This is a genomic window from Bradyrhizobium iriomotense (assembly GCF_030160715.1).
GTDB lineage: Bacteria > Pseudomonadota > Alphaproteobacteria > Rhizobiales > Xanthobacteraceae > Bradyrhizobium > Bradyrhizobium iriomotense.
Genome location: NZ_BSOW01000018.1, coordinates 65,553 through 77,027, shown reverse-complemented (window position 1 = coordinate 77,027; position 11,475 = coordinate 65,553). Strand labels below are relative to the sequence as shown.

At 66.5% G+C, this 11,475-nt stretch carries 11 protein-coding genes; 6 read left to right on the top strand and 5 right to left on the bottom strand.

Annotated elements, in window-relative coordinates; all coding sequences use genetic code 11:
• The first annotated feature begins 4 nt into the window (after positions 1 to 4).
• Positions 5 to 727 (top strand): amino acid ABC transporter ATP-binding protein, encoded by a 723-nt coding sequence (locus QQL28_RS24985; protein WP_284269552.1) that lies wholly within the window; start codon positions 5 to 7, stop codon positions 725 to 727.
• 8 nt (positions 728 to 735) lie between these two features.
• Here the strand turns inward: QQL28_RS24985 and QQL28_RS24980 are convergent, their stop codons facing one another.
• Positions 736 to 1,929: a DUF5666 domain-containing protein gene (locus QQL28_RS24980; RefSeq protein ID WP_284269550.1), complete on the bottom strand. Its 1,194-nt coding sequence runs from the start codon at positions 1,927 to 1,929 to the stop codon at positions 736 to 738.
• Positions 1,926 to 2,807 carry a DUF6502 family protein gene (locus QQL28_RS24975; RefSeq protein ID WP_284269548.1) on the bottom strand — a complete coding sequence of 294 codons (882 nt, stop codon included), beginning with the start codon at positions 2,805 to 2,807 and terminating at the stop codon, positions 1,926 to 1,928. The genes QQL28_RS24980 and QQL28_RS24975 overlap by 4 nt, the downstream gene beginning before the upstream one ends.
• A gap of 129 nt (positions 2,808 to 2,936) precedes the next feature.
• Here QQL28_RS24975 and QQL28_RS24970 point away from each other — a divergent pair, with 129 nt between their 5' ends.
• The 5 genes from QQL28_RS24970 (at position 2,937) to QQL28_RS24950 (ending at position 8,458) form a co-directional block, all read left to right on the top strand.
• Entirely contained in the window at positions 2,937 to 3,089 is a 153-nt protein-coding gene (locus QQL28_RS24970) for a hypothetical protein (RefSeq protein ID WP_284269546.1), read from the top strand.
• Between the two features lie 19 nt (positions 3,090 to 3,108).
• Complete coding sequence (locus tag QQL28_RS24965) at positions 3,109 to 5,028, top strand: glycosyltransferase (protein WP_284269545.1); 1,920 nt, start codon at positions 3,109 to 3,111, stop codon at positions 5,026 to 5,028.
• Positions 5,029 to 5,032: 4 nt separating this feature from the next.
• The gene (locus tag QQL28_RS24960) at positions 5,033 to 5,773 is read left to right on the top strand and encodes an ABC transporter ATP-binding protein (RefSeq protein WP_284269543.1); all 741 of its coding nucleotides are present in this window, start codon (positions 5,033 to 5,035) and stop codon (positions 5,771 to 5,773) included.
• The gene (locus QQL28_RS24955; RefSeq protein WP_284269542.1) at positions 5,770 to 7,155 is read left to right on the top strand and encodes a glycosyltransferase family 4 protein; all 1,386 of its coding nucleotides are present in this window, start codon (positions 5,770 to 5,772) and stop codon (positions 7,153 to 7,155) included. Before QQL28_RS24960 ends, QQL28_RS24955 begins: the two co-directional genes overlap by 4 nt.
• 100 nt (positions 7,156 to 7,255) lie before the next feature.
• On the top strand, positions 7,256 to 8,458 hold the full coding sequence (locus QQL28_RS24950; RefSeq protein WP_431309639.1) for an O-antigen ligase family protein: 1,203 nt from the start codon (positions 7,256 to 7,258) through the stop codon (positions 8,456 to 8,458).
• Here the strand turns inward: QQL28_RS24950 and QQL28_RS24945 are convergent.
• The 3 genes from QQL28_RS24945 to prfB form a co-directional block, all read right to left on the bottom strand.
• Entirely contained in the window at positions 8,417 to 9,343 is a 927-nt protein-coding gene (locus tag QQL28_RS24945; protein WP_284269539.1) for a DMT family transporter, read from the bottom strand. The two genes, QQL28_RS24950 and QQL28_RS24945, sit on opposite strands and share 42 nt — an antisense overlap.
• 84 nt (positions 9,344 to 9,427) lie before the next feature.
• Positions 9,428 to 10,300, bottom strand: coding sequence for an NAD(P)-dependent oxidoreductase (locus QQL28_RS24940; RefSeq protein ID WP_284269537.1), 873 nt, complete (start codon positions 10,298 to 10,300; stop codon positions 9,428 to 9,430).
• A 2-nt stretch (positions 10,301 to 10,302) separates the two neighbouring features.
• A protein-coding gene (gene prfB / locus QQL28_RS24935; RefSeq protein WP_284269535.1) for a peptide chain release factor 2 occupies positions 10,303 to 11,434 on the bottom strand; the annotation gives its coding sequence in 2 pieces (ribosomal slippage) (positions 10,303 to 11,364 and positions 11,366 to 11,434; 1,131 coding nt in all).
• Between the last annotated feature and the right edge of the window lie 41 nt (positions 11,435 to 11,475).

Sequence of the window (11,475 nt, the reverse complement as noted above, 5' to 3'; positions counted from 1 at the left end):
AGCCATGATCCGATTCGAGGCCGTCGAAAAATGGTTTGGCCAGCACCAGGTGCTGGCCGGCGTGACCGGCGAGGTGAAACGCGGCGAGGTCGTCACGCTGCTCGGCTCATCGGGCTCCGGCAAATCCACGCTCATTCGAACCGTGACGCGCCTGGAGGACATTCAAGGCGGACAAGTGCTGTTCGAAGGCGTGGACGTCGCCGGGCGCGGCGTCGACATCAATCGCCTGCGCCAGCGCGTCGGATTCGTATTCCAGGCGTTCAACCTGTTTCCGCATCTCACCGTGCTCGGCAACATCACGCTCGGGCTGAAGCGTCTGCGGAAAATGCCCAAGGCTGCCGCCAGGGCGCGCGCCATGACCGAGCTCGACCGCGTCGGGCTGGCAGACAAGGCCGACGCCTTGCCGTCGCGCCTGTCCGGCGGGCAGCGGCAGCGCGCTGCGATCGCACGCGCGCTGGCGATGGATCCGGACGTCATGCTGTTCGACGAGCCGACCAGCGCGCTCGATCCGGAAATGGTCGGCGAGGTGCTGCGGGTGATGAAGTCCCTGGCGCAGAACGGCATGACGATGGTCGTCGTCACGCACGAGATCGGCTTTGCGCGCGAAGTTGCGGACACCGTCTGGTTTCTGGACAAGGGCCAGATCGTCGAAAGCGGTCCGCCGGCCGAGGTCCTCGATGATCCCAGTCACGCGCGGTTGCGCTCGTTTCTTTCGAGGCGACGATAGGGGGCGCTCTAACGCCTGCCGCCACCCATCCCGCCGCCGGGACCACCGAAGCCGCCACCACCGGGCCCCATGGGACCGCCGGGTGAGCCAAGGCCACCCGGCCCCGATGGACCGGTCGGGCCCGACGGACCGGCGCCGGGAGCCGAGCCCGGGCTCGAACCAGGCGCAGGCGCACCACCAGGTCCGCCGGGCTGGCCGCTCGGCGAGCCGGGCGTGCCACTTCCCGGGTGCAGGATCGATCCGCCCGGCGAACGACCGCCAGATCCGGGCGGGCCGCCCGGCCCCTGGAGCGACGATCCCGGGAACTGCGTGACCGCCTGCACCGATTCGACCTGGAGGCCGCGCGCGCGGTCGAACACACCGTTCAGCACCACCCGCGCCTCGCCGGCGCTCGGCGCAAAGCGCGAGCCGTCATGGGCGACGAGGCCGGAGCCGAGCTGCAGATTGGCGCCGGCGCGCTGCACATAGGCCTCGACCGATAGCCGGCTCGCGCCGGCGAGATCCGAGAAATCGTCGATCCTGGCGCGCGCCACCTGGAGCATGCCCTGACTCGTGCTGCCCTCCACCTGAACGCGCTGGCCGACCAGGGCGACATCAGCACCGTTCAGCCGAAGGCCGCCGATATGCAGCCCGTCAGGACCGCGCTCGACCAAACCGGACACCCGCGCGGTGGTGCTACGACGCTGCTCGACGAGGCTTGCGACGATCGTGCCGTCGGTACGGCGCAGCCCGAACACGGCCACACGAGTGCCGACGCGGTGCCAGCTCTCCTGGCCGCTCGATACAACCTTCTGGCCGAGCACGGTGATCTCATTGCCTTTCACCGCCTCGATCGGGCCCGCGACCTCGCTGGCGATATTGATGCTGCGCGTCGCCAGCGTGCCGTCGGCCTGCCGGACGGCGACCACGCGCGCGAGCTGTCCGATGCGCAAGCTCTTGGTCGTCGCCTGCTCGCCGTCGATCCGCACCGGCACGTCGGCCGCGTAAGCGACGCGCTCGCCGTTGACGTAGATGCTGCCGAAACGCTGAATCACGCCGACGATGCCGGTGCCCCCGATGCCCTGATCATCGCCGCGACTGATTCCGGTGCCGCCAATGCCCTGGTCGGTGCCGCGCCTGGTTTGCGCCCAGGCGGCGGCCGTTCCTGCGAGCCAGAACCCCGTGAGCAGCAGGCGGCGCGATATGCGCGGCGGCGTGGTCATGAGCGACCGCCCTCGCCGGTGCCGTCGCTCTCCTCCTCGACATCCTCGCAATAGATGTAAATGCCGAAATTCCAGCGGGCATCGCCGCCCTTGTCCTTGGCGAGCGCGCGATTCGCCTCGCGGTTGGCGGTCTTGAGCGCCTCCATCGCAAGCTCGCGCGAGCGCGCCTCGAGCCGTTTTGCCAGTTTCGGCGACAGGCCGTTGTAGTGAACGGCGCGTTCGAGAAAGCGTGGCGCAGGGCCCGACACGTTGTCAGCAGCCGCGGCGATGTGGTCGTGCAGATTGCGGCCGAGATAGTGCCATTTGCTGTCGTCCTCGCCGCGGGGAACGAAGGCGGCCTCGACCAGCTCGATTGCATCATCGGCGTTGATAGTGACGAGCCCGCGATCGAGCCATTCGTCGAGCACCGCGCGCGGACGGACGTCCTTGGTGACGGAGGCGACGAGCTGCTCGAACGAGGGCGCCTCGCCTTCGGCCGTGCGCGGCAGCGGCAGCGGCTCGCCCTTCGTATCGGTGAATTCGGGCGCGGCCAGCCAGCGCGCGATCACGGCGCTGGTCAGCGACACCGCAGCCGGCGCCTCGTGCACGGGCGCGCCGGCGCCGCGCAGCCGCGCCACTTCCTTGCGATGGATGCCCGTGAGCAGGCTGACGCGGCTGTCGGTCTGCTCCTTGCCCTCGAGCACGAAATCGTGCTCGGCGACGTTGACGAAGAGCTCGCGGAGCAATTGTGCCAATGCCGGAAAGGTCATGCCGCTGCGGATGCACAGCCGCACCAACGGGCGCAGCAGCCGCGCCAAGGGCGCGTGCAGCTTTGCCGCGGCGTTCGGCTGTGGCGCAGCCGGCTTATCCGCCGCCTTGGACCCGGGCTTGGCATTCATGTCCGAATAGTAACGGCGTCACGCGTGGGACACAATCCCACATTTTTCGTTCGCACCGTTGACGTGGTAAATTTTCCCACATATACGGGACGCAACTGAGGGCACGACTCGAAAGGGAAAGTTGACCCAATGCCTGACCGCCTGGTCTGCAATTCCAACATGATTTCCGCACATCTCGGCCGCCCCGGCGCGGTCGAGCCGATGCTGCCCGCGCTGCTGCGCGGCGTGATCTTCATCTCGACGCTCGCGGTGCCCTTCGTCGCCGCCCTCCTGGCCGGCTGAGCGGAGCGCGACGAACAACATGACCCCTGTCAGCGAACCCACCCGCCCATCGGTTCTTCATATCTTCAAGGTCTACTATCCCGACCTGTTCGGCGGCACGCTCACGGTGATCCGCGACATCTGCACGAGCCTGAAGGACGCCTTCACCTCCGCCGTGCTGGTCTGCTCGAAATCCGCCGACGAACGCCGCAACATCGTCGTCAACGACATCGCCGTGGAGCGCGTGCAGTCATTCGGCGACGTGCTCTCGCTGCCGGCCGCTCCCACATATCCGTGGCGGCTGTGGCGCAAGATCGCGCAGCACGACCTGCTGGCGCTGCACGCCCCCTTCCCGCTTGCCGACCTCGTCTTCGCGTTCGGGCTCGCTCGCAAGCGGCCGCTGGTCGTCCATTGGCATGCCGACATCGTCACCCACGCGGGCTTGCGCTGGTTCGTCGAGCCGTTGATGCGCCGAACCCTGCGTCAGGCCGCCGCCATCATCGTCTCGGACCACGTGCTGGTCGACAGAACGCCCTTGCTGCGGGAATTTGCTGACAAGTGCCACGCCGTGCCGTTCGGCATCGACACCACGAAGTATGACTGGCCGAGGATCGATCCCCAGCACGTCAACGATCGGGGACGGCTCGTGCTCGCCTGTGGCCGGCTCGTTCCCTACAAGGGCTTTGAAGTGCTGATCCGCGCAGCTCAGGGGCGGAATTTCGAGGTTTGGATCATCGGCGAAGGCGCCGAGCGCGCCCGGCTCGAGCAACTGATCGAAGAGCTCGGCGTTGGCGACCGCGTCCGCCTGCTCGGCTCCGTGCCCGATTGCGAGCGAGTCAAGCTGATGTGCATCGCCGACGTGTTCGCGATGCCGTCGGTGACCAACGCCGAGACCTTCGGGCTCGTCCAGCTCGAGGCGATGGCGGCAGGCCGGCCCGTCGTCAACACGGCACTGGACACGGCCGTGCCGCATGTCGCGCGCGACGGCATCGAGGCGATCACCGTGCCGCCCGGCGATTCCGCAGCGCTCGGCGATGCCATCGACACGCTGATCCGCGATCCCGAACGCCGCCGCCGCATGGGCCTTGCCGCGCGAACGCGCGCGGCCACGCGCTACTCCGCCGCCGCCTTCAAGAACGGCATGGAGACGGTGTACGCCCAGGTGCTTGCCGCCAGCACAAGCCGCTCCGCCACCTCTTCCGCCACGCCGGGCTGGCTCGACGTGATCCGGATCGCAGGCGCGCTGGCCTGGTCCGACATGCGCCATCGCTACGTGCGCTCGCTGCTCGGCCCGTTCTGGATGTCGCTCCAGATGGCGATCGTGGTCGCGGTGCTGGGCTCGGTGATCGGCCAGATGTCCAACGCCGGCGTGCTGGCCCGGCTGCCCATGCTCGCGCTGTCGATGACGGCCTGGACCTTCCTCAACAGCGTCGTGCTCGATGCCACCACGGCGCTACAGGGCTCGGCGAGCCTGATCCGCGACCGCGCGCTGCCGCCGGTGATCTTCCTCCTGCAATGCACCTTCCGCCAGGCCCTGTTTGCGCTCCACAACGCCTGTGTGCCGCTGGTGCTCTGGCTGCTGCTGACCCCGCGCGATCTCTCCCACGCGCTCGCCGCGCTGCCGGGGCTTCTGCTGTTCATCGCCTGCACTTTCGCGCTGAGCCTGGTGCTCGGCGCCATGGCGACGCGGTATCGCGACCTCAAGCCGATCATCGAATCCTCGCTGATGCTCGGATTCCTCTCCTCGCCAGTGATCTGGTCGACGGAAATGATCAATCACCGCTCGACCATCATGCGGCTCAATCCGCTGACGCACCTGTTCGCGGTGTGGCGCGAGCCTCTGGTGGGTGGCCATGTCGACACTCTCAGCATCGTCTACGTGCTGGCGTGCCTTGCCGGGCTGACGTTCGCAAGCTGGCTGACGCTCGTGCATCTGCGCAAAGCGGCCTTCTGGATCTAGAGTCATGGCCTCGATCAGCCTGCGCAATGCCAGTCTCGATTACCCCCTCTACGGCGCCTACGATCATTCCCTGAAGCGCCGCCTGCTCGGCCACCTCATCCGTGAGCAAAGCGGAATGCGGATCATCCGCGCCGTCGACAACATCACGATCGAGGCTGAAGCCGGCGCCCGGATCGGTCTTGCCGGACCGAACGGCTCCGGCAAGTCGACGCTGCTCCGCCTCATTGCCGGGGTCTATCCGCCAAGCTGCGGCAGCGTCGCGATCAAGGGCAATATAGTGCCCCTGCTCGGCCTCAATGCCGGCGTCAATCTCGACTTCGTGGCGGAAGACAATATCGCGCTCCTGCTGCGGATTTCCGGCCGCAAGCCGACCCGCGCCATCATCGACGAGATCTGGGCCTTCACCGAGCTCGAGGAGCGGATGCAGCGGCTGCCGCTCAGGATGTTCTCCTCGGGCATGCTGATGCGCGTGCTGTTTGCGACCGCCACCGCATTCCCGGCCGACATCCTGCTGCTCGACGAGTGGCTCAGCGTCGTCGACGAGAATTTCTCGGCCAAGGCGCAGGCCCGGCTGATCAAGCTGGTTTCGCAGGCTGCGATCGTGATCATCGCCTCCCACGACCAGCCGCTGCTGCGCCGCACCTGCTCCACCATCATCAACCTCGATCACGGACGCGTCGCCTCGACGGTCGCCGTCGAGCCGCCCGCCACACATCCATTCGAGCTTCGCGAGAAACGCGCATGAAGAAGAGCATTCTGGTCGTCTCCGAGGCGCTCGGCGAGCCCAACCACAAACGCGGCATCTTCCACTTCACCCGCGAGTTGATCCGCTCGCTCGAAGCTGACGGCCACGAGCTGACCCTGCTCGTCGAGACCACGCGCCGCTACCGCAAGCTGCGCGCGCGCGAGCGGCGCACCGGGCTGTTTCCGCGGCAATCGCGCAACATCGAGCTGCTGGCGCTGTACCGCTACCTCGACGAGGTCAACATGAGCGAGCCGACGATGCGCAGCCACGGCGGCCTGCGCCGCCTGCTCGGCTGGATCCGGCACCGGATCGACATGGCGACGTCGTGGGAATACGCGCTCTGCCTCCTTCGGGCGATCGGCCTGCGCGGGATGAGCACGCGGCTGATCGAGAACAAGAGCGCCGCGCTCGAATACATCCCGCCAGATCTGCGCCATCTCGAGCTGTTCCGCGACTTCCAGCTCGAAGCCGGCTTCTACAGCTATCAGGACTCCTCCGCCCTTTTCCTGCTGCCGCCGCCGCGGATCGATGCCCGCGACTACGACGTCATCCTCGTCGACACGCCGACTCGCGTCGCGATCAAGCGCAAGCCGGGCGCCAAGGTGATCTGCGTGGTCCACGACCTCTTGCCGCTGACCGACCTCAAGCTCAGCGATGTCGCGACGCGCCTGTTCTTGTCTCGCCTGCTGACGAGCTTGCGCCAGGCCGACGAGCTCGCCTTCGTCTCCAACTACAGCATGATGCGGTTCAGGGAGCTGTTGCCGCAATTTGCCCATCTGCCTGCGAGGGTCGTCTACCCCCGCACGCAGTTCGACGCCCCGGATGTCCTGCAACTGCCAGCCCCGACGGGGCGTCCGGGGCGGCCGAGCTTCGTGGTCATCGTCTCCAACGAGCCGCGCAAGAACGTCGCCACCGTGATCCGCGCCTTCCGCGGCATGCCGCAGGCCGATCTCGTCGTGATCGGCTATGCCGGTCTCGCCTCCCAGATGCGCAACCTGCCGCCCAACATCCGCTTCGCCGGCTATGTCGACGAGCATGAGAAGGCGAGCCTGATCGCCGAGGCCCACGGCCTGATCATGCCGAGCTTCGCCGAAGGGTTCGGCGTGCCGATCATCGAGGCGCTCGCGGCGAACACCCCCGTGCTCTGCTCCGACATCGCCGTGTTCCGCGAGGTCGCCGGCGAGCTCGCCGACTATTTCGATCCGTTCTCGGCCGAGTCGATCCGTGCATCCGTCACGCGCGTGATCGCGCGGCAGGAGGAATGCCGCCGCGACATCAGGGACCGCCGCGGCCAGCTTGCCGAGCGCTTCGGTTACCAGACCCAGGCCCGCGACTTCCTCGGCCAGTATCGACCCGCCGAAAGCATGATGGCCGCGCAATAGGCGCCTCGTCATGACCGTTGAAGCTGCGGCTGGACACGGCGCGGCCCTCGCCGCCGACGCGCGCGGCGTGCTTGCGCCCTCGCGCAGCACGGCAAGGCTGATGCACGGTTCCGATCTGCTCGCCGCGATGATCGCGGCGTCGCTGCCGTGGTCGACCTCGCTGCCGGCGATCTTCGTCGGCCTGTGGCTGCTCGTCCTCGTGCCGACCATCGATTGGCGGGACTATGCGAGCTGCCTGAAGCAGCCTGCCTTTGCCTTGCCCTTCGCGCTGCTTGGCCTCGCGCTCGCAGGCATGCTCTGGTCCGACGCCGCCTGGGCCGACCGGCTGCACGCAATCAAGCCGGTTGCAAAGCTCGTCATCATTCCGCCGCTGCTCTATCATTTTCAGCGCTCGGAGCGTGGCACGTGTATCTTCGCGGCCTTTCTCGTCTCGTGCGCCCTGCTGGCGGTCTTCTCCTGGATCGTGCTGCTCCACCCCGCATGGAAGATCGCCGCAACGGCATCAGCTGGCGTGCCGGTCAAGAACTACATCGACCAGAGCCAGGAATTCACACTGTGCGCCTTTGCGCTTGTGCTGCCGGCGCTGACGTTCTGGCGCGAGCGGCGGCTGGCCGCGGCGTGCGCCTGCCTTGCTCTGGTCCTGCTGTTCGTCACCAACATGCTGTTCGTCGCCTCCGCCCGCACTGCGCTGCTCTGCATGGGCGTGCTGCTCGCGTTGTTCGCCTGGCGGCATCTGGGCCGGCGCGCGGCCATGCTGCTGCTGGCGGGCACTGTGGCGGCAAGCCTGCTCGCCTGGACAACGTCGTCATATCTGCGTCAGCGGATCACCGACATCGTCGTTGAATATCAGCATGGACATGAAGACATCAGCCACGCCTCCACGGCGCAGCGCCTGATCTATTGGCGCAAGGCGATCGCCGCCTTGGCGCAGGCGCCCCTGCTCGGCCACGGCACCGGCTCGGTCAAGCGGCAGTTCGAGCGGGCCGCCGAGGGACATACCGGCATCGAGGCCGAAGTGGTCAACAATCCTCACAACCAGACCCTCAACATTGCCATGCAATGGGGGCTATTCGGCGTCGTCCTGCTCTATGCCATGTGGCTCGTCCATCTCTTGCTGTTCACAGGAGATGGCCTGGCGGCGTGGATCGGGCTCGTCGTCGTCGTGCAGAACATGACGAGCTCGCTGTTGAACTCGCATCTGTTCGACTTTCACGCGGGTTGGATCTACGTCCTCGGCGTTGGCGTCGCCGGCGGCATGACGCTAAGGGACGAACGCCGCCGAACAGCGGCGCCACACCGTTAGCGCACGTCCGTCGATGACCAGCAGCGCGCTGCCGATGACCATCGCACCCGCGATCTCGCGCAGCGAGACCGGCTCGCCCAGCACGAGCCAGCCGAGAAGAATGGCAGTCACGGGAATGAGCAACGTCACCAGCATGACATTGGTGGCGCCCGAGCGCCGCAGGATCTGGAAGAAGACGATGTAGGCGAGCGCTGTCGAAAGACCTGCGAGGCCGAGCACCGCGAGCCAGGTCGACACGCCCGGCATAGGGAGAAGCCATGGCTGTTCGACTGCGCCGGCGACGACCGCCATCATCACGCTCGAAGCCAGCAGTTGAAAGGCTGCGGTCCCGAGCGGCAGCGAGTCCTTCAGCAGCCGACGCGCCGCCAGCGCCGCGAGGCCGTAGCTGAACGCGCCGCCGAGACAGAGCAAAATACCAAACCCCTGCCCCGTCCCCGCCTCGACGCCCCAGCCTCTCAGGATGACCACGCCGATGAGCCCCAGGGCGACGCCAGCCACGCGCCGCATCTGCAATATCTCTTCGCCCGCCATCGCCATCACGATCACGGTGAACAGCGGTGTGGTAGCGTTCAGGATCGACGCCAGCCCGCTCGGAATGAAGGTCTGGCCGACCACGATCAGCGAGAACGGCACGACGTTGTTGAACAGTCCGATCGCGAAGAACGGCCTCCAGCCCGCAACGCCCTTGGGAAAGGGGATCTTCTGGATACGCAGCAGCGGCAGCAGCATGGCGGCGCCGAGCGCGACGCGCAGGAACACCAAAGTCAAAGGCGGCAGTTCCCGCAGCGCCGCGCCATTGAAGAAGAACGAGCCGCCCCAGAGGATCGAGAGAACGCAGAGTAGCGACCAGTCTCGTGTGTCGATCCGGTTGTCGTTGGCAATCATTGTGCCCCGCTTTGGCGATCAAACCGATCGCCTACTGCGGAGCCATAGCCATTGCCACCCGATTTCCGATAAAGACGAGCTGGCCTACTTCGGTCGCGACACGATCTCGATCATCTTGCCCTCGTCATCGTCGGGCATCACGGCTTTCGCCCGTGCATAAGCGTCCACGGCAGCGCGGCCGACCAGCGGCTTGTCGGCGAGCAGGCTTTCGGCGAGCATCACCGCATAGTCCGCATCCTTGTGCCGCAGCGCGGCGGTGAACGTCGCGCCGCTGAAATCGCGGGCGACCATGCGCTTGGAGTGGCGCTGCACCTGCGGGCTAGCGGCGACGCCTGACAGAATCGATTCCAGCACGAGATTCATGTCGAGCCCGGCCTGCTCGGCAATCGCAAGACCTTCGGCAAGGCCTGCGATCTGGATCGCGCCCATGAGGTTGTTGATGAGCTTGTAGACCGTGCCCGATCCGACCGCGCCGAAATGGCGGATGGTCGAGCCGATCGGCTCGAGGAACGGCCGGGCGCGTTCGAGATCGGCGGCGTCAGCGCCGACCAGCAAAGTCAGTTTTCCCGCCGCCGCCGCGTCCGGCAGGCCAGTCACGGGGCAGTCGATGTAGACGAGCCCCCGCTCCTTCAATTCGCCCGCCATCTCGCGCGCATGATCATACGACACCGTCGAGCACTCGATCGCGATCGTGCCGGCCTTCGCCGTCTTCGCGGCGCCGTTGAGACCAAGCCACACGCTGCGCGAAGCTTCATCGTCGGCGACCATGGTCACCACGGCGTCCGCATCGATCGCGGCGTCCTCGGGCGAGGTCGCCCAGCGCGCGCCGCGCGCGATGAGGTCTTCTGCCTTGGCCTTGCTGCGGTTCCAGAGCGACACGGTGAAGCCGGCATCGAGATAGCGGCCGGCCATGCCGTGGCCCATCCGCCCCAATCCGATGAAGGCGACGCGGGGCATGGCTAGTCGACGTCCTCGATCTCGCCGGTGGTGGTGCCGAAGGCGCGCTGCGCAAGTGTCGCGGCCATGAACTCGTCAAGCTCGCCGTCGAGCACGCCCGAGGTGTCGGAGGTCTGCACGCCCGTGCGCAAATCCTTCACCATCTGGTAGGGCTGCAGCACGTAGGAGCGGATCTGGTGGCCCCAGCCGATATCGGTCTTGGCGGCCTGGTCGGCGGCGGCCTTTTCCTCGCGCTTCTTCAGCTCGATCTCGTAAAGACGCGCGCGCAGCATGTCCCAGGCTTGCGCCCGGTTTTTGTGCTGAGAGCGGCCGGCCTGGCAGACCACGGCAACGCCGGTTGGAATATGCGTCAGGCGCACCGCGGATTCGGTCTTGTTGACGTGCTGGCCGCCGGCGCCGCCCGACCGCATGGTGTCGGTGCGAACGTCGGATTCCTTGATGTCGATCTTGATGCTGTCGTCGATGACGGGAAACACCTGCACGCTCGAGAACGAGGTGTGCCGCCGCGCATTGGAATCGAACGGCGAGATGCGCACCAGGCGGTGCACGCCCGCTTCCGTCTTCAGCCAGCCATAGGCATTGTGGCCGGAGACCTGGATGGTCGCCGACTTGATGCCGGCCTCTTCCCCCTCGGACTCTTCGAGATACTCGACCTTGAAGCCGTGGGTCTCGGCCCAGCGCGTGTACATGCGCAAGAGCATCTGCGCCCAGTCCTGGCTCTCGGTGCCGCCGGCGCCGGCATGGACTTCGAGATAGGAATCGAAACGATCGGCCTCGCCCGAGAGCAGAGCCTCGAGTTCGCGCCGCGCGACTTCCTTCTTGAGGTTTTTCAGCGCCGCTTCGGCCTCAGTGACCACGCCCTCATCGCCCTCGGCCTCGCCGAGCTCGATCATGCCGATATTGTCCTCGAGCTCCTGCTCGACCTTGCCAATGCCGGACAGCGCATCCTCCAGCGAGGTGCGCTCCTGCATCAGCTTCTGGGCTTTCTGCGGATCGTTCCAGAGATTGGGATCTTCTGCGAGCTTGTTCAGCTCAGCGAGGCGCGCCGTCGACTTCTCGACGTCAAAGATGCCTCCTCAGCAGCCCGACTGACTGCTTGATCTCTTCTACCAACCGTTCGATTTCGGCGCGCATGTCGTTCTCTGGTCTCGCGGAATTTCCGCGTGCGAATGAAA

Excerpts from the sequence above, each read along its gene's own strand:
- QQL28_RS24965 (WP_284269545.1), top strand. The coding sequence starts at position 3,109 with ATGACCCCTGTCAGCGAACCCACCCGCCCATCGGTTCTTCATATCTTC.
- QQL28_RS24960 (WP_284269543.1), top strand. The coding sequence starts at position 5,033 with ATGGCCTCGATCAGCCTGCGCAATGCCAGTCTCGATTACCCCCTCTAC.
- QQL28_RS24940 (WP_284269537.1), bottom strand. The coding sequence starts at position 10,300 with ATGCCCCGCGTCGCCTTCATCGGATTGGGGCGGATGGGCCACGGCATG.
- QQL28_RS24950 (WP_431309639.1), top strand. The coding sequence starts at position 7,256 with ATGCACGGTTCCGATCTGCTCGCCGCGATGATCGCGGCGTCGCTGCCG.
- QQL28_RS24945 (WP_284269539.1), bottom strand. The coding sequence starts at position 9,343 with ATGATTGCCAACGACAACCGGATCGACACACGAGACTGGTCGCTACTC.
- QQL28_RS24985 (WP_284269552.1), top strand. The coding sequence starts at position 5 with ATGATCCGATTCGAGGCCGTCGAAAAATGGTTTGGCCAGCACCAGGTG.
- QQL28_RS24970 (WP_284269546.1), top strand. The coding sequence starts at position 2,937 with ATGCCTGACCGCCTGGTCTGCAATTCCAACATGATTTCCGCACATCTC.
- QQL28_RS24955 (WP_284269542.1), top strand. The coding sequence starts at position 5,770 with ATGAAGAAGAGCATTCTGGTCGTCTCCGAGGCGCTCGGCGAGCCCAAC.
- QQL28_RS24975 (WP_284269548.1), bottom strand. The coding sequence starts at position 2,807 with ATGAATGCCAAGCCCGGGTCCAAGGCGGCGGATAAGCCGGCTGCGCCA.
- QQL28_RS24980 (WP_284269550.1), bottom strand. The coding sequence starts at position 1,929 with ATGACCACGCCGCCGCGCATATCGCGCCGCCTGCTGCTCACGGGGTTC.